Source organism: Novosphingobium sp. BL-S-21 (assembly GCF_055521655.1).
Map to the genome: position 1 here is coordinate 150769 of NZ_CM145496.1, position 21180 is coordinate 171948.

Annotated in this window: 13 protein-coding genes; all 13 read left to right on the forward strand. The window is 67.4% G+C overall.

Annotated elements, in window-relative coordinates; all coding sequences use genetic code 11:
• Positions 1-2: 2 nt before the first annotated feature.
• The 13 genes from fabI to addA all read left to right on the forward strand — a co-directional run bounded on the left by fabI (position 3) and on the right by addA (position 21132).
• Positions 3-767, forward strand: coding sequence for an enoyl-ACP reductase FabI (fabI, locus tag ACZ1J6_RS09140; RefSeq protein ID WP_132262078.1), 765 nt, complete (start codon positions 3-5; stop codon positions 765-767).
• Positions 768-1048: 281 nt separating this feature from the next.
• A complete protein-coding gene (locus ACZ1J6_RS09145) occupies positions 1049-1312 on the forward strand; it encodes a GlsB/YeaQ/YmgE family stress response membrane protein (protein WP_132262080.1) in 264 nt (87 codons plus the stop codon).
• Between the two features lie 122 nt (positions 1313-1434).
• The gene (locus ACZ1J6_RS09150) at positions 1435-2394 is read left to right on the forward strand and encodes a L,D-transpeptidase family protein (RefSeq protein ID WP_243654113.1); all 960 of its coding nucleotides are present in this window, start codon (positions 1435-1437) and stop codon (positions 2392-2394) included.
• Between the two features lie 149 nt (positions 2395-2543).
• Positions 2544-3590 (forward strand): 2-hydroxyacid dehydrogenase, encoded by a 1047-nt coding sequence (locus tag ACZ1J6_RS09155; protein ID WP_134094992.1) that lies wholly within the window; start codon positions 2544-2546, stop codon positions 3588-3590.
• An 8-nt stretch (positions 3591-3598) separates the two neighbouring features.
• Positions 3599-5101, forward strand: a complete 1503-nt coding sequence (locus ACZ1J6_RS09160; protein WP_431568796.1) for an L-lactate permease — start codon at positions 3599-3601, stop codon at positions 5099-5101.
• Positions 5102-5837: 736 nt separating this feature from the next.
• A complete protein-coding gene (gene katG / locus ACZ1J6_RS09165) occupies positions 5838-8054 on the forward strand; it encodes a catalase/peroxidase HPI (RefSeq protein ID WP_431568797.1) in 2217 nt (738 codons plus the stop codon).
• Between the two features lie 211 nt (positions 8055-8265).
• Positions 8266-9684 carry an adenosylhomocysteinase gene (gene ahcY, locus ACZ1J6_RS09170; protein ID WP_207912788.1) on the forward strand — a complete coding sequence of 473 codons (1419 nt, stop codon included), beginning with the start codon at positions 8266-8268 and terminating at the stop codon, positions 9682-9684.
• Positions 9685-9891: 207 nt separating this feature from the next.
• Positions 9892-12246: a sensor histidine kinase gene (locus tag ACZ1J6_RS09175; protein ID WP_132262090.1), complete on the forward strand. Its 2355-nt coding sequence runs from the start codon at positions 9892-9894 to the stop codon at positions 12244-12246.
• Positions 12243-12734 (forward strand): tRNA (adenosine(37)-N6)-threonylcarbamoyltransferase complex ATPase subunit type 1 TsaE, encoded by a 492-nt coding sequence (tsaE, locus tag ACZ1J6_RS09180; RefSeq protein ID WP_431568362.1) that lies wholly within the window; start codon positions 12243-12245, stop codon positions 12732-12734. The genes ACZ1J6_RS09175 and tsaE overlap by 4 nt, the downstream gene beginning before the upstream one ends.
• A 98-nt stretch (positions 12735-12832) precedes the next feature.
• A complete protein-coding gene (locus ACZ1J6_RS09185; protein WP_431568363.1) occupies positions 12833-13831 on the forward strand; it encodes an aminoglycoside phosphotransferase family protein in 999 nt (332 codons plus the stop codon).
• Entirely contained in the window at positions 13828-14553 is a 726-nt protein-coding gene (locus tag ACZ1J6_RS09190) for a nucleotidyltransferase family protein (protein WP_431568364.1), read from the forward strand. The genes ACZ1J6_RS09185 and ACZ1J6_RS09190 overlap by 4 nt, the downstream gene beginning before the upstream one ends.
• Positions 14546-17581: a PD-(D/E)XK nuclease family protein gene (locus ACZ1J6_RS09195; protein WP_431568365.1), complete on the forward strand. Its 3036-nt coding sequence runs from the start codon at positions 14546-14548 to the stop codon at positions 17579-17581. Before ACZ1J6_RS09190 ends, ACZ1J6_RS09195 begins: the two co-directional genes overlap by 8 nt.
• Positions 17578-21132 (forward strand): double-strand break repair helicase AddA, encoded by a 3555-nt coding sequence (gene addA, locus ACZ1J6_RS09200; protein ID WP_431568366.1) that lies wholly within the window; start codon positions 17578-17580, stop codon positions 21130-21132. Before ACZ1J6_RS09195 ends, addA begins: the two co-directional genes overlap by 4 nt.
• Positions 21133-21180 lie beyond the last annotated feature (48 nt).

The window sequence follows — 21180 nt, forward strand, 5'->3', positions numbered from 1 at the left end:
GCATGGCCGGATTGCCTTTACGCGGACTGATCGTGGGCATGGCGAACGACCAGTCCCTGGCCTGGGGCTGCGCCGAGGCGCTGCGCGCGGACGGTGCGGAGCTGGCTGTGACGTTCCAGGGCGACAAGGCGCGGTCCCATGTCGAGCCGTTGGCACAGGCCCTTGGCGCGCCCATCTTCCTGCCGCTCGACGTGACCGCGCCGGAGCAGATGGAGGCGCTTTTCACCGAGATCGCCGCCCGCTGGGGACGGCTGGACTTCCTGCTCCACTCGGTGGCCTTCGCGCCCAAGCAGGACCTGCACGGCCGGGTCGTGGACAGCTCGGTGGAGGGCTTCACCAAGGCCATGGACGTGTCCTGCCACTCGCTGATCCGGCTTGCGCGCTTTGCCGAACCGCTCATGGCCGAAGGCGGCTCGATCCTGACGATGAGCTTCTACGGCTCGGAGAAAGTCGTGCCGGGCTACGGCCTGATGGGGCCGGTAAAGGCGGCGCTGGAGGCCAGCGTGCGCTACCTGGCCGACGAACTGGGGCCGACGGGCATTCGCGTCAATGCGCTGTCGACCGGGCCTGTCCGCACCCGCGCCGCGTCCGGCCTGTCGCATCTGGACGAACTGATCCGGCTGGCGGCGGAAAAGGCGCCGCTCCACCAGTTGGTGACGATCGAGCAGATCGGCCACATGGCGGCCTTTCTGCTCGGCCCGAAGGCCCGTTTCGTGACGGGCCAGACGATCTACGTCGACAGCGGCTACAACAGCGTGAGCGGCTAGGCGGCCTTTCGAGGATGCCGCGGCGGAACTGAAACAGTGAATTCGCGCGTCGTGAAATATCGCCAGGGTTCCGAATGCGCCGCGATCGCGGGGCATTCGGTAGAAACGTCTATGTATCTGTTGACGTTTTGAACAGACGGGCGCAGCTTCCTGTCTGACGGGTTCAAGGTTCGGATAAGTCGCCGATTTCATTCTCTTGGGCCCGGTATTTAAGATCTTCGCAGTCATTTCTACAGAGCAGTTGTCCCCGCGCGTCGCGAGGAATTGGTCGGGAGAACGTCATGGGCTGGATTATCGCATTGATCGTTGGCGGCATCGCCGGCTGGCTTGCCAGCCTGGTCATGAACCGCGATGCCTCGATGGGCATCTTCTGGAATATCGTTGTGGGCTGCGTGGGCTCGGTGATCGGCAACCTCATCGCCAACCAGTTCGGCATTGGCGGATCGGTGAAGGAATTCTCGATCGTGGGCCTCCTGGTCGCTTTCCTGGGGGCGGTGGTCCTTCTGGCAATAGTGAACCTGGTCCAGCGCGGCCGCGTGCGCTGATCGAATGCCGACCTGCTTCGGAGCAGGTCGGCACCGGTCCAGGCGGCGCGAACTCATCTGCTACAGGGATTTCGATGCGACTATTGAAGGTGCCGGTGCTTTGCGCATCGGCGGTCTGGTGGATGGCCCTGGCGGCGGCACCCGCTCATGCGCAGGGCGCGAAAGCGACGTCTCCGCCTGAATTCGCGCGGCGCATGGAGCACCTCAAACCCGGCGAATGGGTCTGGGCACCGGACGTTTCGCCGACCGGGCCGATCATGGTCTATGTGGACCTCTCAAGGCAGATCGGCATCGTCTACCGCAACGGCGTGCGGATCGCCGCGACCACGGTCTCCAGCGGCAAGGCGGGCCATGCCACGCCCACCGGCGTGTTCACGATCCTCCAGAAGGACGCGAAGCACCGGTCCAGCACTTACAACAACGCACCGATGCCCTATCAGCAGCGCCTGACCTGGGACGGTGTTGCGCTCCATGCCGGAGGACTTCCGGGCTATCCCGAAAGTCATGGCTGCGTGCACATGCCCTATGGCTTCGCGAAGGAGCTTTTCGCCATCACCAAGCTGGGCGTGACGGTCGTGGTGGAAGGCGATGCCGAGAAGCACGTCCGCACCAGCGACAACAGCCTGCTCGTCCCCTTCGACGACAAGGGCCGGCCGGTCGACCGCACCCCGCTGTCCGGAGGGGAGCAATATCGCTGGCGCCCGCAGCTTGCGCCCAGCGGGCCGCTGTCGATCATCGTCTCCAAACTGGACCAGCGGGTGGTCGTGCTGCGCAACGGCATCGAGATCGGCCGCAGCGTGGCCGAAGTGAACGACGACGATCCCGGCTCCCACGTCATCACGATGATCCTGCGGGACGGCAAGCCGCGCTGGGTCTATGTCGGCCTGCCCGGCCACGGCGATGACGAAGGGCGCGAAGTGGACGAGGCGATCGTCAATCGCCTGCGCCTGCCGCGCCCCTTCTACGAGAAGGTCAAGGCGCAGCTCGCGCCGGGCACGACGATCCTGGTCACCAATTCGCGCGTGGCCGAAGGACCGCCCGAGCACCTGACGGTGATCGACGCGGTCATGCCCAAACCCTGAACCTTACTGGTCTCGCTTCACGCCTCGGGATGGGGTGTGCATGCACCGGGCTGACCGGAGCGGCGCGGTCTGCCGAACCCGGCTCTTCCGGTTGTGCGGACCGATTGCAGTGGTAATCTGAAAATTGTCCTGATGACAGGAGGACTTCCTTGAAAGTTGCGGTCTTCAGCACGCGTCCCTACGATCGCGAATTCCTTGACAAGGCCAATGACGAGGCCGGTGCCGGTCACACGTTGTTCTATCTGGAGCCGCGCCTGAATTCGCACACCGCCCATCTGGCGCGGGGTCATGACTGTATCTGCGCTTTCGTGAACGACCAGCTTGGGCGCGAGGAACTGGAAATCCTGGTCGCCGGCGGAACGCGCATGATCGCGCTGCGCAGTGCCGGGTTCAACAATGTCGATCTCGACGCCGCCCGCGAACTGGGCCTGCGCATAGGCCGCGTTCCCGCCTATTCGCCCGACGCCATCGCCGAGCACGCCGCGGCGCTGATCCTTTCGCTCAACCGCAAGATCCACAAGGCCTATGCCCGCGTGCGCGAGGGCAACTTCGCCCTCGAAGGCCTGCTCGGTTTCGATCTCAGGGGCAAAGTGGCCGGCGTGATCGGCACCGGCAAGATCGGCATCAACCTGGCCCGCATCCTCAAGGGCTTCGGCTGCGAGGTGCTGGCCAGCGATCCTTTCGAAACCCCGGAACTCACGGCCATCGGCGGCCGCTATGTTCCGCTGGACGAACTGCTGGCCCGCTGCGACGTGATCAGCCTCCATTGCCCGCTGACGCCGGACACCCATCACCTGATCGGCCGGGAGGCGATCGGCCGGATGAAGCGCGGCGTCATGCTCATCAACACCAGCCGCGGCGCAGTGATGGATGCCCGCGCGGTGATCGCCGGGCTGAAGAGCGGGCAGGTCGGCTATGTCGGGCTGGACGTCTACGAGGAAGAGGAGGACCTGTTCTTCGAGAACCTGTCCGACCAGGTGATCCGCGACGACGTGTTCGTGCGGCTGATGACGTTTCCCAACGTGCTCATCACCGGCCATCAGGGCTTCTTCACGCGCGAGGCGATGACCGCCATCGCCGGCACCACGATCGACAATATCAGCACGTTCGAGCGCAGCGGCGCGCCGCGCCATCCCGTCCCGCCCGAGCCGGACCTCGTGCCGCAGGAGCCGCTGGCCGCCGGGCAGGGGGACTAGCCCCGCCGATGGCCGCGCTGGCGCTCGTTCCGATCCTGGCGCTCGTGTTCCTGATGACGGGGCTGCGCTGGTCGGCGGCGGCGGCCGGTACGGCCTCGGCCGTGATCGCGGCGATCGTCTCGGTCGCGGCCTTCCAGTTCGGAGACACGCCCGCCGATCTGGCCGGGCCCGTGCTGGAGGCGGGCTTCACGGCAGCGACGATCCTGTGGATCGTGTTTCCCGCGCTCTCCATCCACGAATACCAGATGCGGACCGGCGCCACCGGGGTGATCGGGGAGTGGCTATCGTCGATATCGTCCGATCCGGCGGCCACGGCGCTGCTGGTGGGCTATTTCTTCGCGATGTTCCTGGAGGGCGCCTCGGGCTTCGGCACGCCGGTGGCCATCGTCGCGCCGATGCTGGTCGCGCTGGGCGTGGCGCCGGAGCGGGCGCTGCTGGTCGCCCTGATCGGCCATGTCGTGGGCGTTTCCTTCGGGGCGGTGGGCGCGCCGATGGTGCCGCTGGTGGAGGCCGGGCCGGTCGACGAGCGGCGGCTATCGCTGGCCATCCTGCTGCTCCATGCCTGCATCGGCTGGAGCCTGGCGCTCATCGTCGTGAGGCTCGGCAGTGCGACGCTGCGGCACGGCGGCGCCGCTTCGTGGCAGGTGGCGGCAATGGCGGCGGCCTGCTTCTTCCCGGCGGCCGCCTTGATCGCGGGGCTGGCCGGGCCCGAACTGCCGACGCTGGGCGGTGCGCTGCTGGGCGGGGCCCTGTTCATCGTCTGGCTACGCCGCGGAGCGCCGCCGACAGCGCGGGCGCAAGGGCCGGAGACGAAAGCCCTGCTGCGCGCCGGATTGCCCTATCTTCTGCTGGTGGCGCTCATTCTTGCCAGCCGCCTGATCGATCCGCTGCGCACGGCCCTGCGGTCCTATCATGTCGAGTGGACCTACCGGCAGGGCTTCGGAGACCAGATGCTGCCGTTCTACCACCCCGGCACGATGCTCTTGCTGGCCTTCCTGCTGACGGCGCTGATCAACGGCTTTCGCCCGCGTCTCGTCGCCGGGTCGATGCTCGCCGCGCTCCGCCGCCTGCCGCAAGTGGCGATTGCGCTCGTCTCCGTGCTGACCCTGGCGCGTTTCATGGTTCACGGCGGGCTGATCGATGCGCTGGCCGTTGGGGCGACCGGCCTGTTTGGTCAGGCCTGGCCGCTCGCCGTGCCCCTGGTGGGGGCGCTGGGGTCGTTCGTGACAGGATCGGGAACGGCCTCCAACATCATCTTCGCGAACTTCCAGGTGGCCGCGGCCGATGCCGTGACCCTGCCGCACTGGCTCGCGCTGGCGGGGCAGAGCCTCGGTTCGGCTATCGGCAACATCATGGCGCCGCACAACATCGTGGCGGGCACGGCGACGGTCGGGCTGGTCGGACACGAGGGGAGGGCACTCGCCCGCACGGCGCCGATCTGCCTTGCCTATGCGCTGGCGGGCGGGGTGATCGTGCTGATCGTGCGCTGGGCCTTGGGCCTGCTCACCTAGAATTGTTCGGGGAATTTCAGTCATGTTGCAGTGATATCTTGGTATGCTGCAGTCATGTCATTTGCTGATGTCTTGGTTAATTCAGTAATTCTTCACCGATATCGCCTGAGACGATGTTGAGTATTATGTCTTGCGGGTGTAATAATCCCGGCTGATAGCGAGCGCGACATGATCACGAACCTCTCTTCCTCCGGCATTGCCACGCGGGCTTCCCGCCGCAGCAGGGCGGCAGGCAGGGGTTGGGAGCAGCGACGTGATCGTCCCAGAGATGCGGGAGGGCCGCGGCCTTCCCCCCAGGCGTGCAACGGCGGGTCCTGACCTGCCTTTGCCACTTCCGCCTCCTGTCCACATGTCCACCGAGAGCGACAGGAGGCGGAAAAACGCCCGGCCCGGCATCTCGTTCGATCGGTGCCGCGAACTTCGCGGGTCACGATCTTTCGAACGAACTCTCATCACTTTCCCCCCGATCGATGATCGGAATTTTGCGTGAGCCGGCAGGCGTGCGGCGCTTGATCGTGGCTGCATATCTGGCAAGCTGCAGGCGGTGCCGAAGGGCGCCGGGAGAGTGGCCTTGCCGGGTTTCAGGCCTGGTTGGAGACGACAAGGGTATTCAGGATCGGTCTGGAGCGGGCGCGCCCGTGGCCAGTCGATAGCGCGCCGGATGGTGCGACGCGGACAGTTCCAAACCGTTCGATGACAGGACGGAATCGACAGACCCGACCGGAAGGAGAATGACATGGACGCGAAGACCAGCGGCTGCCCGATGCACGGCGAGCCGGTAAGATCGCTGCTTGGCCGCACCAACCGTGACTGGTGGCCCAACCAGCTTTCCCTCGACATCCTCAGCACCAGCGGCGCCAGCGCCAATCCGCTCGGCGACGACTTCGATTATGCAGCGGCCTTCAAGTCGCTCGACTATGCGGCGCTCAAGGCAGACCTCACCGCGCTGATGACCGACAGCCAGCCCTGGTGGCCGGCGGATTACGGGCACTACGGACCCTTCTTCATCCGCATGGCCTGGCACAGCGCGGGCACTTATCGCACCGGCGACGGGCGCGGCGGCGCCTCTTCCGGCAACCAGCGCTTCGCCCCGCTCAATTCCTGGCCGGATAACGCCAATCTCGACAAGGCGCGGCGTTTGCTCTGGCCGATCAAGCAGAAGTACGGGGCCAAGCTCTCCTGGGCGGACCTGCTGATCCTCACCGGCAATGTCGCCATCGAATCGATGGGCGGCCCGACTTTCGGCTTCGGCGGCGGGCGAGAGGACATCTTCGAGCCTGAAAAGGACGTCTACTGGGGCACCGAGGAAGAATGGGTGGGCCAGGGCGCCGAGACACGCATCCAGCCCGAAAAGGAGATGGCGCTCGAAAACCCGTTGGCCGCGATTCAGATGGGCCTCATCTACGTCAATCCCGAGGGTCCCGGCGGCGATCCCGACCCGGTCGGCTCGGCTCGCGACATCCGGGAGACGTTCGCGCGCATGGGCATGAACGACGAGGAAACCGCCGCGCTCACGGCGGGCGGCCATACTTTCGGCAAATGCCATGGCGCCGGCGATGCGGCGAAAGTGGGCGCCGAACCGGAAGGCGCGGACATCGCGCAGCAGGGCCTTGGCTGGCAGAGCGGACACGAAAGCGGCTTCGGCGATCACACGATCACGTCGGGTCTCGAAGGCTCGTGGACGCCTACGCCGATCCAGTGGGACATGAGCTTCCTGCACATGCTGCTGGATTACGAATACGAACTCGTGCGCAGCCCTGCCGGCGCGCAGCAATGGCAGCCTGTCGCCCAGAAGCCCGAGGACATGGCGCCCGGCGCACATAGCCCCGAACGCCGTGTGCCGACGATGATGACCACGGCCGACATGGCCTTCAAGGTCGACCCCGAATATCGCAGGATCCTGGAAGGCTTCCGTGCCGACCCGAACCACTTCGCGGATGCTTTCGCGCGCGCCTGGTTCAAGCTCTGCCACCGCGACATGGGCCCCAAGGCGCGTTACCTCGGGCCGGAAGTTCCGGCGGAAGACCTGCTCTGGCAGGATCCGATCCCTGCCGCCGACCATGCCGCGATCGAGACGGGGGACGTGGCCGCGCTCAAGCAGAAGATCCTCGCTTCGGGCCTGACCGTGGGCGAACTGGTCTCCACCGCCTGGGCTTCGGCGTCGACATATCGCGGGTCGGACCACCGCGGCGGCGCCAATGGCGGCCGTATCCGCCTTGCCCCGCAGAAGGACTGGGAGGTCAACGAACCCGAGAAGCTCGCGAAAGTCCTCAAGGTCTACGAAGGCATCAAGGCTGAATTCGACGGTTCGGCCGGAGGCAGGAAAGTCAGCGTGGCCGACCTCGTCGTGCTGGGCGGCAACGCCGCGATCGAGAAGGCCGCGGCCGATGCGGGAACGCCCGTGGAAGTGCCGTTCCTGCCCGGTCGCACAGATGCCACGCAGGAGCAGACCGATGTGGAAGGCTTCGCGGTGCTGGAACCCCGCGTCGACGGCTTCCGCAACTACCTGCAGGTGGCCTTCACAGTTCCGACCGAGGAACTGCTGATCGACCGGGCGCAGCTCCTTGGCCTCAGCGCGCCGGAAATGACGGTTCTGGTCGGCGGCCTGCGGGTGCTGGGCGCCAACCACGGCGGCTCGAAGGACGGGGTCTTCACCGATCGCGAAGGGCAGCTCACCAACGACTTCTTCGTTGGCCTGCTGGATATGGGCACGGCGTGGAAGCAGGTGGACGACCAGGCCGACGAGACGTTCGTGGGTACCGACCGCGCCAGCAACACGCAGAAGTGGACGGCAACGCGGACGGACCTGGTGTTCGGCTCCAACTCCCAGCTCCGCGCGCTCATCGAAGTCTATGCCTGCGCCGATGCAGGGCCGAAGTTCCTCAAGGACTTCGTCGCGGCCTGGACCAAGGTGATGAACGCGGATCGGTTCGATCTGGCCGGAAAGGCGTAAGATCGGGGAGCCCCCGCGAAGGCGGGGGCTCCGCTGCCTTCTGCGAGCGAATTTGCCCCCTCGGGCGGATTTGGCGAACGGGCGGGAAGCCATATAAAGATATCTTTATATTTGCGTCGCGAAAGCTGACGGGGTAGGGACCATGCATTCGAGACGCCGGGCTTTGCCGTTCGGCGTCTCCACGCAACGTCCAACGTACCAGGAGCTTCCCGTGGCCACTGCCCAGATCGCCCACGACTACGCCATTACCGATATCTCGCTTGCCGATTTCGGCCGCACCGAGATCAACATCGCCGAAACCGAAATGCCGGGCCTGATGGCGCTGCGCGAGGAATTCGGCGCTTCGCAGCCGCTCAAGGGCGCGCGCATCACCGGCTCGCTGCACATGACGATCCAGACCGCCGTACTGATCGAGACGCTGGTCGCTCTCGGTGCCGACGTGCGCTGGGCCACCTGCAACATCTTCTCGACCCAGGACCACGCTGCCGCCGCCATCGCTGCTGCCGGTATCCCGGTCTACGCGATCAAGGGTGAATCGCTGGCCGATTACTGGGACTATGTCGGCAAGATCTTCGACTGGTCGACCGAAGAGAACCCTGACCTCACTGCCAACCTCATCCTCGACGATGGCGGCGATGCCACCATGTTCGCGCTCTGGGGTGCCCGCGTCGAAGCCGGTGAGCCGCTGTTCGAGCCCACCAACGCCGAAGAAATCGAATTCGTCCGCGCGCTGAACGCCTTCCTCAAGGCGAAGCCGGGCTACCTGACCGCCTCGGTCAAGGCCATCAAGGGCGTTTCGGAAGAGACCACCACCGGCGTTCACCGCCTCTACCACCTCGCCAAGGACGGCAAGCTGCCGTTCCCCGCGATCAACGTGAACGATTCGGTGACCAAGTCGAAGTTCGACAACCTCTATGGCTGCAAGGAATCGCTGGTCGACGCGATCCGTCGCGCCACCGACGTGATGCTGGCCGGCAAGGTCGCTTGCGTCGCCGGCTTCGGCGACGTCGGCAAGGGTTCGGCCGCTTCGCTCCGCAACGGCGGCGCCCGCGTGATGGTCACCGAAATCGACCCGATCTGCGCCCTTCAGGCCGCCATGGAAGGCTATGAAGTCGTCACCATGGAAGACGCCGTGAAGCGCTGCGACATCTTCGTCACCGCCACCGGCAACGAAGCCGTCATCACCGGCGAGCACATGGAAGCGATGCGCGACAAGGCGATCGTCTGCAACATCGGCCACTTCGACAGCGAGATCCAGATCTCGGCGCTCGACAACTACGACTGGAAGGAAGTCAAGCCGGGCACCGACCTGGTCACTTTCCCGGACGGCAAGCAGATCATCGTGCTCGCCAAGGGCCGCCTGGTGAACCTGGGCTGCGCCACCGGCCACCCCAGCTTCGTCATGTCGTCGAGCTTCACCAACCAGACGCTCGCGCAGATCGAACTCTTCGTCAAAAACGACGAATACAAGAACGAAGTCTATGTGCTGCCCAAGCACCTCGACGAGAAGGTCGCCGCGCTGCACCTCGAAAAGCTGGGCGTGAAGCTCACCAAGCTGTCGAAGAAGCAGGCCGACTACATCGGCGTGCCGGAAGCCGGTCCGTTCAAGCCGGACCACTACCGTTATTGATGCTTTCGGTAGGGAATGCCCATTCGGGCATTCCCTATGCGGCACCGGCCCACGCCCCCACCCGACCTCCCATCAGGATATGCTAGTGGGAGGTCGGGTGGGGGCGTGGGCCGGTGCCGCAAGCCTTCGACGGATGTCGAAGGCGTACTAAACACAGACGTTCTCCCCATTGTGTTTAGGGCTTCCCCGCATCATAGCCGTTGGTGAATGGACCAGGATCGCCTCGTACCCCTCCTGATCGGTCTCCTGCTCGCTGCCTGGATGCTGGCGGCGGCCTGGGCCGTGCTTACGGCGCGCAGCCGACAGAAGCGGGCTGAAAACCAGCTTCGCTCCGCGCGGCGCCTTGGCCGCATGGTCGAGGAATCGCCCGCATCGCCGCTGCTCGTCCGCTCCGACGGGCGAATCGAAGCCAGTCCGCGCCTGGCGCAGTGGCTGGGGCTGGACGAAGTGCCGCAGTTCCTGTCCGAACTCGACACGGGCGAGCGGGGCTTGCCGGCAGAGAAGCTGGAAGAGCTGACCGAGGCCGTACGCCGCACCCAGAAGACCGCGACGCCCTTTCGCATGGTGCTGACCCCGCGCGGGTCCACCCGGTCGCTGGCGCTGCGGGGGCATCTGGCCGACCCGCAAGTCTCGCCCGGCGGCGCCGCGCTGGTCTGGGTCTTCGACTTTTCCGACAGCGAGACCGAACTCACCCGCCTACGCGACGAAGCCTCGCGGGCGAGGGGGGATTTCACCGCGCTGGTCTCGCTGATCGAGGCGGCGCCGATGCCGATGTGGTTCCGCCGTCCGGACGGCGAACTGCAACTGGTCAATTCGGCCTATGTCGCCGCGGTCGGCGGCGACAGCGCGCAAGGCGTCGTGGCCAGTGGGACCGAACTGGTCGAGAACGTCGACGGCCTTACCCCGGCGCAAGTCGCGCGCGTCGCGGCCGACAAGGGCTCGCCGATCCAGCGCATCGTCTCGACCACGATCAACGGCCAGCGCCGCGCGATGCGCGTCAGCGACCTGCCCCTGGGCGAGGACGGGGTCGCGGGATACGCGGTCGATATCGAGGACCTTGAGGAAATGTCGCGCTCGTTCCGCGCTTTCCGCGAGGCGCAGCGCGGGTTGCTCGATCAGCTTTCGGCAGGCGTGGCCCAGTTCGACGCCAAGAAGCGCCTGACGTTCGCCAACCAGCCGTTCCAGCGCCTGTTCAAGCTCTCGGCGCAGGCCATGCAGGATCTTCCTGCCTTCGAGCGCCTGCTCGATGCTGCGCGCGATGCCGGGCGCGTGCCCGAAGCGCGCGATTTCCCCGCCTGGCGCCGTGAGAAGGCGGCCTGGTTCGCTTCGGGTGAAGCGAGCGAGGAAGCCTGGACCCTGGCGGACGGCACGCATCTGCGCATCGTCGCCCAGCCGGTGCCCGATGGCGGGCTGATGCTGATCGCCGAGGACCGCACCGAGCAGCTGCGCCTGTCGGCCGTGCGCGATACCCTTCTGCGCACCCGCACGGCCACGTTCGACAGTCTGTTCGAATCGATTGCGGTCTTCGCGCCGGACGGGCGCATGCAGATATGGAACCGCCGCTTCGCCGCCGACTGGGGGCTCGACAGCGACTTTCTCGACACCCATCCGCATATGCAGGACCTGCTCAAGAAGATCGCGCCGCGCCTCAAGCGGCCGGCCGAAGCGGAGACGGTGGGCAGCGTCATGCGCACCGCCACGCTGGACCGGGCGCAGAAGGGCGGCCGCATCGCGCTGGCTGACGGGCGCATGCTGGAGTTCGCGGGCGTGCCGCTGCCCGATGGCAACGGGCTGCTGGCCGTGCTCGACATTACCGATTCGCAGAAGGCCGAGGCCGCGCTGCGCGAGAGCAATGCGGCGCTGATCGAGGCGGATACGATCAAGACCCGGTTCCTTGCCAAGATGAGCTACGAACTGCGCACGCCGCTCACCTCGATCGGCGGTTTCGCCGAACTGCTGGAGGCGGGCGTCGGCGGCGAGCTTTCGGACAGCGGGCGCGAATATATCGAGGCGATCCTCACTTCCGTGGAAGCGCTGGGCGATCATATCGACAGCCTGCTGGACCTTTCGCAGGGCGAAGCGGGGCTGCTGCCGCTGAAGAAGGAAGAGATCGACCCGATGCCCTTCATCCGCTCCGTGGTGGAGGAGCGCGCGTCGCGGCTCCAGAAGGCGGGGCTGGTGCTGGATCTTCAGGCGAGCGGCCTGCTGCGGCCGATTTCCGGCGATCGCAAGCGGCTTGCGCGGGCCGTCGGCCATCTCGTCGACAATGCCATTGCCGCCTCCCGGCAGGGCCAGCGCATCCTGGTGCAGCTCGGCCGCCGCAAGTCGGGTGACGGGGAATGGCTCCAGATCCTGGTCCAGGACCAGGGAGCGGGGATGGACAGCCGCAGCGTGGCCCTGGCGCTTGACGGCATGAAGGCCAGCGCCGACGGCAAGTCGGTGGAGCGCAGCCAAGGCCTGGGCCTGCCGCTCGCGCGCCAACTGGTCGAGGCGCATGGCGGCGCGCTGCGCCTCGCTTCGGAGCCCGGCCAAGGTACCAGCGCGCTGGTGGAGCTTCCGTGAAGATTGCATTGCCCGACCTTGCCGCGATGGAACGCTTCGGCCGCGCCATTGCCGATCGGTTGCGCCCCGATGACGTCGTCGCCCTCACCGGCGGTCTCGGCGCGGGCAAGACAACGCTCGCCCGCGCCATCATCGCCGCCCTCGGGCACGAAGGCGAAGTGCCGTCGCCGAGCTTCGCCATCATCGAAGTCTACGATCCGCCGCAGGGCGACGTGTCTCCTGCAGGCGAGCCCGATTCCGGCCGTCCGGGCGTGCGTCTGCCGCTGGTCCATGCCGATTTCTACCGGCTCCAGGATCCGTCCGAGGCCGATGAGATCGGGTTGGACGACTATCGGCAAGGCGCCGTGCTGCTCGCCGAGTGGCCCGATCACGCGGGCGGCTTCGCCCATGAGCCGGCCTGTCTCTCGATCACGCTGGAAGTTGCGGGCGACGGGCGGACCGCCATTGTCGAGCCGGGGCCCGATTGGCGGGATCGCCTTGGGTTCTGATTTTATCGGAACAGCGATCACCGTTGTTTGTTTGTCGCATTTTCCGAGTCGTCAGGTGTTTCCACCCGACTTGAAAATGCTCTAGGGCGAATCCCGAAATGAGCACGAACCCAGCGAACCTTCCCGAGGACCTCGAACCCTTCCTGGCCGACGCCGGATGGGCAGGCGCCGCCGTCGAACCGCTTGCCGGGGACGCTTCGTTCCGGCGCTATTTCCGCGTTACCCGCGCGGATGGCGAAACGGCGATGCTGATGGATGCGCCGCCGCCCAACGAGGATCCCACGCCGTTCCTGCGCGCCGCGCGCTGGCTCGATGCCAACGGGCTGCGCGCGCCGCGCATCCTGGCGGACTGGGCGGAACGCGGGCTCGTGCTGATCGAGGACTTCGGCCACGCACGGATGCGCGACTATCTCGACCAGTGGCAGGACGACGAAGAGGCCGTCTACCGCGGCGCCGTGGACGTGCTGGCGCAGCTCCGCCAGCTGCCGCCGGGGCCTTTCCTCGACTATTCGATGAGCGAGTATCAGCGCGAGGTGCGCCTGTTCATCGACTGGTACTGCACGGCGCAGAACCTCTACGTCGATTCCGCGGGCTTCACCGCCGCCTGGGAAGCGGTGATGGGTGAACTGCTGCCTCGCCAGCGCCCGGGCGTGACCGTGCTGCGCGATTACCACGCCGAAAACATCATGCTGCTCGGCGCGCTGGAAAAGCAGGGCCTGCTCGATTTCCAGGACGCGCTGATCGGCCATCCCGCTTACGATCTGGTCTCGCTGCTGCAGGACGCGCGCCGCGATGTCTCGCCCGAACTGGAGGCCGAGATGTTCGACCATTACATCCAGGCCACCGATGCCGATCCCGAGACGTTCCTGGCGGACTATGCCCGCCTCGGCGCGCAGCGGAACACCAAGATCATCGGCATTTTCGTGCGTCTCTGGCGGCGTGACGGCAAGTCGCGTTATCTGGAACTGATCCCCCGCGTCTGGGCGATGCTCGAACGCGACCTGGCGCATCCGGCACTGGAGCCGGTCGCGCGCTGGTTCGATGCCAATATCCCCGCCCATTTGCGCGACGCCAATGGCGGGAGCTACGCGGCATGAACGAAGTGAAGCTGGCCAGCGATACGGCCATGGTGCTCTCCGCCGGCCTCGGCAAGCGGATGCGGCCGCTGACTGCCACCCAGCCCAAGCCGCTGGTGCGCGTCGCCGGCAAGTCGCTGATCGACCACGCGCTCGACAAACTCGATGCGGCCGGGGTCGAGAAGGCGGTGGTCAATGTCCATTACCTTGCCGACGCGCTGGAAGGCCACTTCAAGGCGCGCCACAAGGGGCCGCAGGTCACCGTGTCGGACGAGCGCGAACGCCTGCTGGAAACCGGCGGCGGGATGGTCAAGGCTGCGCCGCTGCTGCCCGAGACGTTCTTCTGCCTCAACAGCGACAATATCTGGCTCGACGGACCGGAAGACGTGTTCCACGAGCTTTCGCGGGCCTGGAACCCGGAAATCATGGATGCACTGCTCTTGCTGGTCTCGCATCCGCGCGCGGTGAATTATCGGGGCGAGGGCGACTTTCACCTCGATCCCGCAGGGCGCATCGCCCGCCGCAAGCAGGGCCGCATCGCGCCCTTCATCTATTCGGGCATCCAGATCGTATCGAAGCGCCTCCTGCGCGATGCGCCGGAAGGACCATTCTCGACCAACGTGTTGTGGAACCGCGCCATCAAGGAAGGGCGCCTCTACGGCATTTCCCATACCGGGCTCTGGTTCGAAGTGGGCGAGCCGACCGCGATCAAGCCCACCGAGGAATGGCTGACCCGTGCCTGACAGGGCGGGGCCCGACAAGAGAGGGCCGCGCGTATTCTCGATTGCCGCTCACCGCGGCTTCGCAGACGCCCTGGTGGCGGGATTGGTGCCGCGTTACGCCGAAGGTGAACTGGGCCTGGCGCGGCTGACGCTGCTGCTGCCAAGCCGCCGCACGGTCCGCACGGTGACCGAGGCTTTCGTGCGCTTTTCCGGCACGACCGACAGGCCGGGTCTTCTGCTGCCGCGCATGGTGGTGGTGGGCGATCTCGATCTGGACGAGACGCTGGGGCCCTTGCTCGATCCGCTCGGTGCCTCTGACATCCCGCCCGCGGCCGATCCGACCCGGCGCTGGCTCCGCATCGCTCACTTCCTGCGCGAGGTAGAGGGCGCCGAGGCCGGAAAGGGCGCCGCCCTGCTGCGCCGCGCCTGGGAACTGGGGCGCACGATGGACCGCCTGCTGGTGGAAGGCATCGCCCCGATCGACCTGATGAGCGAACGGGTGATCGGCATCGTCGGCGATCTGGCCGGCCACTGGACCGACAATACGCGCACGTTCCTGAAAGTGCAGCAGCACTGGATCGCGGAATTGGCCGAGCGCGGCGAGATCGACGCGCCGGAGCGCCGCAACCTCCTGTTCGAGCACGCCGCCCGCGAATGGCAGGCCTCGCCGCCGGCCTATCCCATCGTTGCGGCCGGTGTGACCAGTGCCTCGCCTTCGCTGGCAAGATTGCTGCGCGTGGTCAGCGAATTGCCCGGCGGCAGCGTGGTCCTGCCCGATTTCGATCTTTCCCTGCCGCCGGAAGTCTGGGACGAACTCGGCACGGCGGGGCGTCCCGACAGTCCGGACGATCCGCCGTTCGGCCGGGGCGATGCCGTCACCCATCCGCAATATCACCTCAAGCTGCTGCTCAATCGCATGGGCATTTCGCGCGAGGAGGTAGCGCATTGGCACCGTTCGGGGCTGGGCGCCTCGCCGGCCGAGCGCAGCACCGTGATTTCCAACTTGTTCCTGCCGCCCCGCGCATCGGCGGCCTGGGTCGCGCTTGGTCCCGAGAAGCGACGGCTGGCCGGGGTGCGGCTGATGGAAAGCACTCATCCCGAGCAGGAAGCCCAGGCCATCGCGGTGCTGGTGCGCCAGGCGCTGGAAGTCCCGGAACGCCGCGTGGCGCTGATTACGCCTGACCGCGGGCTTGCGGGGCGGGTCGTCGCCCATCTCACCCGCTGGGGCATCGAGGCGGACGACACCGCAGGACGCCCGCTCGCGCAGACCGCCTCTGGCCGCCTGCTGCTGCTGCTGGCCGAAGTGATGGCGGAGCAGGCCGCGCCCGTGCCGCTGATCGCCCTGCTGATCCATCCGCTGGCAGGGGGCGGCGAAGGCCGTGCCCGCTGGCTCGAGAATGCCCGCCGACTGGACCTGGCACTGCGCGGGCCGCGCCCCGGGGCCGGTCTTGCCGCCCTGGCCGAACTGGCGGTGCAGGAAAAGCTGGAAGGCTGGTGGGGCGAGGTCGAGGCGATGCTCGCGCCGCTCTTCGCGCTGAGCGAAGGCGATCCGCTGGACTTCATGTTGGGAAGGCTTGCCGACGCGGCCGAGGCGATGTGCGGCGAAGCGATCTGGGGCGGTCCCGACGGCCGGGCACTGAGCGCCCTGGTCGAGGAACTGCGCGCGGCGGCCGGTTCTGCGGGAACGCTGTTCGATCCGCGCGAACTTCACGCCATGCTGCGCGATGCGATGGACCGCGTCTCGGTGCGCCCGCCCTGGGGCGGCCATCCGCGCGTGGCGATCTACGGCCTGCTGGAAGCGCGGATGAGCCGCGCCGACCTGGTCATTTGCGGGGGGCTGGTGGAAGGCGTCTGGCCCGCTTCCCCCTCGCAGGACGCCCTGTTGCCGCCTGCTGTGCTGCGCGCGCTCGGCGTGCCGGGGGCCGATTTCCGCATCGGCCTTGCCGCGCACGATCTGGCCGCCGCGCTGGGAGCGCCGGACGTCGTGCTGAGCTGGGCCTTGCGCGATGCCGGGGGGCCGGTGATCCCCTCGCGCTTCGTGCTGCGGGTCAAGGCGCTGCTCGGCGAGCAGGGTGAGCGTCATATCGAAGCGGAGGCGCTGCGCCTGGCACGCATGCTGGACGATGCCGCACCGGTGCCGCCGCACCCTCGGCCGCAGCCCATGCCGGCGCCCGAGCAGCGCCGCGTCGACCTGGCGGTCACCGGGCTGGACCGCCTGCGGGGCGATCCCTACGAATTCTACGCCAATGCGATCCTGCGCCTCCGCAAGCTCGACGCGCTCGATGCCGAACCGAGCGCGGCGTGGAAGGGCGAAGTGGCGCACAAGATCCTGGAGGACTGGCACAAGGCGGGTGAGCCGGTCGACGGGCTGCACACGATTGCCCAGTCCGTGCTGACCGAGAAGAACGCCCATCCGCTGATGCGCGCGCTGTGGTGGCCGCGTCTCTCGGCCGCGCTCGACACCTTTCGCGACCTCGTGCTGCGGCACAAGACCGAGGGGCGGCGTGTGGTGGCGAGCGAGGCCTGGGGCGACATGCGCCACCGCGACATCCGTATCCACGGCCGCGCCGACCGCATCGACCGCCAGGCTGACGGGACGCTGGCCGTGGTCGACTACAAGACGGGCTCGCCGCCCACTCCGCGGCGAGTGGAGGAAGGTTTCGCGCTGCAGCTTGGCCTGATCGCGCTGATCGCCGAAGCCGGCGGCTTCAAGGACATGCAGGGCCGCGAGATCGAAGGCGAGGCGGGGGGCTTCGAATACTGGTCGATGGCCAAGGACAAGAACCAGTTCGGCTACGCCGCCACCCCGCTCAAGGTCGGCAAGCGCCGCTCCGGGATCGAACCGGACGATTTCCTGCCGGAAACCGAGCGCTACCTGAACGATGCACTGGACCGCTGGATCCTCGGCAACGAGCCTTTCACCGCGCGTCTCAACCCCGAGCTCGGGTCCTATGCCGATTACGACCAGCTGATGCGTCTCGATGAATGGATCACTTCGCTCGGCAGCCGTGAACGCGTGCAGGGCAGTGCCACGGAGGAGGGGGCATGAGCGGTCCTGCCGCCGTCCATCCGCTGCACGGCAACCAGATGCTGGCGGTCAATCCGCGCGATACCGTCTGGCTTTCGGCCTCGGCGGGCACGGGCAAGACGCAAGTGCTGTCTTCCCGCGTGCTGCGCCTCCTGCTGCAGGAGGGGGTGGAGCCGTCCCAGGTATTGTGCCTTACGTTCACCAAGGCCGGCGCCACCGAAATGGCCGCGCGCATCAACGGCACCCTGGCCGAATGGGTGCGGCTGGAAGATACCCAGCTATTCCAGCGGCTCGACGCGATCGGCGCGCCGACCGATCTGGACACGCGCGCCCGTGCGCGAACGCTGTTCACCGCGGTGCTCGACAGTCCGGGCGGGGGGCTTCGTATCGACACCATCCACGCCTTCTCGCAGTGGCTGCTGGCGACGTTCCCGCTGGAGGCGGAGCTGGTGCCGGGCGCCCGGCCGATGGAGGACCGCGAGCGCGCCCTGCTGGCACGGCAGGTCCTGGCGGATCTGCTGGTCGCGGCGGAGAACGATCCTTTCGACGGTGCGCCGCTGCTGGAAGCTATCGCCCAGCTCTCGCTGCGGCACGGGCCGGATTCGGTCGTCGAGTTCCTGCTGCGCTGCGCCGGTGCGCGCGAGGCCTGGTTCGGCCCGGGATCGTGGCAGGCGGGCGACATCCGCAGCCATGTCGTGCGCCTGCTCGGCCTGCCCGCCGACGCCGGGGACGACCTGCTCGCGGAAATGTGTGCGGACGACGGCTTCGATGTGCGCTCGCTGCGCCGGTGCTGCGAAGTCCTGGCCGATTGGAACACCGCCACCGCCCACAAGGCAACCGACGTGCTGGTGCCCTGGCTCACCCAGTCTCCGGCGCGCCGGGCGGAGGGTATCGACGATGTTCATGCCGCGCTGTTCACCAAGGACGATTCGGTTCGCAGCCTCAACCACTTGTCCAAGCGCGATCCCGACTACGAGGGTTATGCCTTGCGCGTCGGCGAGGGCCTTGCCCGCATTCGCGAGGTCAAGGCGCTGCTCGGCCTGGCCGAGCGGCTCGTGCCGGCATTGCGGCTCGGCCGGGCTTTCGCGCTTGCCTGGGACGAGGCCAAGCAGCGCGAAGGCCTGATCGACTTCGACGACCAGATCCGCCGCGCCGCCGATCTTCTGCGCGGTCAGGCTTCGGCGGACTGGATCCGTTACAAGCTGGATCGCCGTTTCGATCACATCCTGGTCGATGAGGCGCAGGACACCAATGCCGCGCAGTGGGACATCGTCTTCGCCATGGCGGAGGAGTTCTGGGCCGGGCTGGGCCAGCACGAGCGTCAACATGCCGTGGAACACGGGGAACGTCACGGGCAGCCCCCCTTGCTGCGCACCCTGTTCGTCGTGGGCGATTACAAGCAGGCGATCTTCCGGTTCCAGGGCACCAGCCCCGAGAACTTCCGCCGCGCGGCAGACCGCGTGCGGGGCAAGATGCGCGAGGCGGCTGAAAATGCCGATATGCTGCGCAGCAACCTGTCCGCGCGGCCGCTGGTGGAACTCGGGCTGGACCGCAGCTTCCGCACGGCGCAGCGCGTGCTCGACTTCGTGGACGAGGCCATTGCCGGCATCGGCCATGCCAGCTTCGGCCTCGATCGTCCGGCCGAGCCCCATGTCGGGCAGGAGCGTCCGGGCTATGTCGCCTTGTGGCAGCCTGTCTCGGAGCAGAGCGGCGAAGACGACGACGCGCCGCTGGCAGATGACGAGGGCGCGGAGGAGCACGACGGGCAGCAGCCCAACTGGCTCTCCCGCCCGGACCGGCAGATGGCGGAACGCATCGCGCAGCAGGTCCGCGAATGGCTCGATCCCTCGGGGCCGGGCTTCACGCTGAACAAGGGCAAGCCGCGCCGTGCGGGTGCGGGCGACGTGATGGTGCTGGTGCGCCAGCGCAAGGAACTTGCGGGGCTGATCGTTGCGCGGCTTCACGCGGCCGGCGTGCCGGTGGCCGGCGTCGACCGTCTGCGCCTGGGTGCGCCGCTGGCCGTGAAGGACCTGATCGCGGCGCTGCGTTTCGCGGTGCAGCCGCTTGACGATCTCAACCTCGCCGCGCTGCTGGTATCCCCGCTCGTCGGTTGGAGCCAGGAGCAATTGCTGCGCCACGCCTATCGCGACCGGCACAGGCATCTCTGGGAACACTTGCGCGCCGGTTCCGGTGCCGAGATCGCGGCGGTGCTGCAGCAACTCGGCGATCTGCTGGCCCTGGCCGACTTCGCGCCGCCGCAGGCCATGTTGCACTGGCTGCTCGTCGGGCCGTGGCAGGGGCGGCGCAAGCTGGTCGCCCGGCTCGGCAGCGAGGCCAACGATCCCATCGACGAACTCGTCAATGCCGCCCAGGCCTATGTCGCCACCGATACGCCCAGCCTCGCCGGGTTCCTGGCCTGGTTCGATGCCGGCGACGGAGAACTGAAGCGCGAGGCCGATGCCGCCTCGGGCCTGGTGCGCGTGATGACCGTCCACGGCTCGAAGGGCCTGCAGGCGCCCATCGTCATCCTGGCCGACGCGACCGGCAACCCCGAAGCTGCGCGCGAACGCGGTTTCGACCTGGCCGATCCGCGCGACGAGCGGCGCAAGGTGCCGCTGCCGCCGTTGTCCAAGGACGAGAAGGTCGGCCGTATCGCCGCCCGGATCGCGGAGAACCGCGAGGGCGACGAGCAGGAGCATTGGCGCCTGCTCTACGTCGCTATGACCCGCGCCGAGGAGGCGTTGTTCATCGGCGGCGCGCTGGGGCGGCGCGACAAGGACGGCCCGGCCGACAAGAGCTGGTACGCCCGGCTGCGCGCCCTGTTCCCGGCCGAGGCGGACGTCGAGGACGCGATCTGGGGCACGCGGTGCGAGAACGGGCAGCCGCCGGAGCCGCTCCCGGCGGAAGTTCGCGCGGTCGAACTGCCCTTGCGCGAACCCCTGCCGCGCTGGCTGGAGCGGGCGCCACCTGCGGAGCCGCGCCCGCCCCGTCCGCTGGCGCCCTCTTCGCTGGGCGAGGACGACGCACCCGATCCGCCGTTCCCGCCGGGGGCCGGGCGCGATGCCTTGCGGCGTGGCACTCTGGTGCACAAGCTGCTCGAACGCCTGCCGCAAGTCGCTGCCGATTTGCGCGAGGAAGCGGGCTGGCAATGGCTCGCGCGCAACGCTGCCGATTTGGCCGAAGACGCCCGCGAGGCCATGTTGGCCAGCGCCATGGCGGTGCTTGGCAATGCCGCGTGGTCCGAGATATTCGGCCCGGCCAGTCTTGCGGAAGTTCCGGTGGCCGCCGTGGTCGGCGGGCAGGTGGTGGCGGGCACGATCGATCGTCTGGTGGTCGAGCCAGACCGCGTCCGGCTGGTCGACTACAAGACCGCGCGCCGCCCGCCCGAGAGTCTGGAACAGGTGCCGCGCGGGGTGCTGCGCCAGATGGGCGCCTATGCCGCCGCGCTGGAAGTGGCCTTCCCGGGAAAGCGCGTGGAAGTGGCCTTGCTCTACACCGCCGTGCCGCGCCTGATCGCGGTTCCGGCGGACGTTCTGGCCGCTCACAAGCCGGACTTTTCCCCGCCGCAGTAAACCTATGGCCGTGCAAGCGTTGCCTCATGGCAATTCGTCCCTAGATTG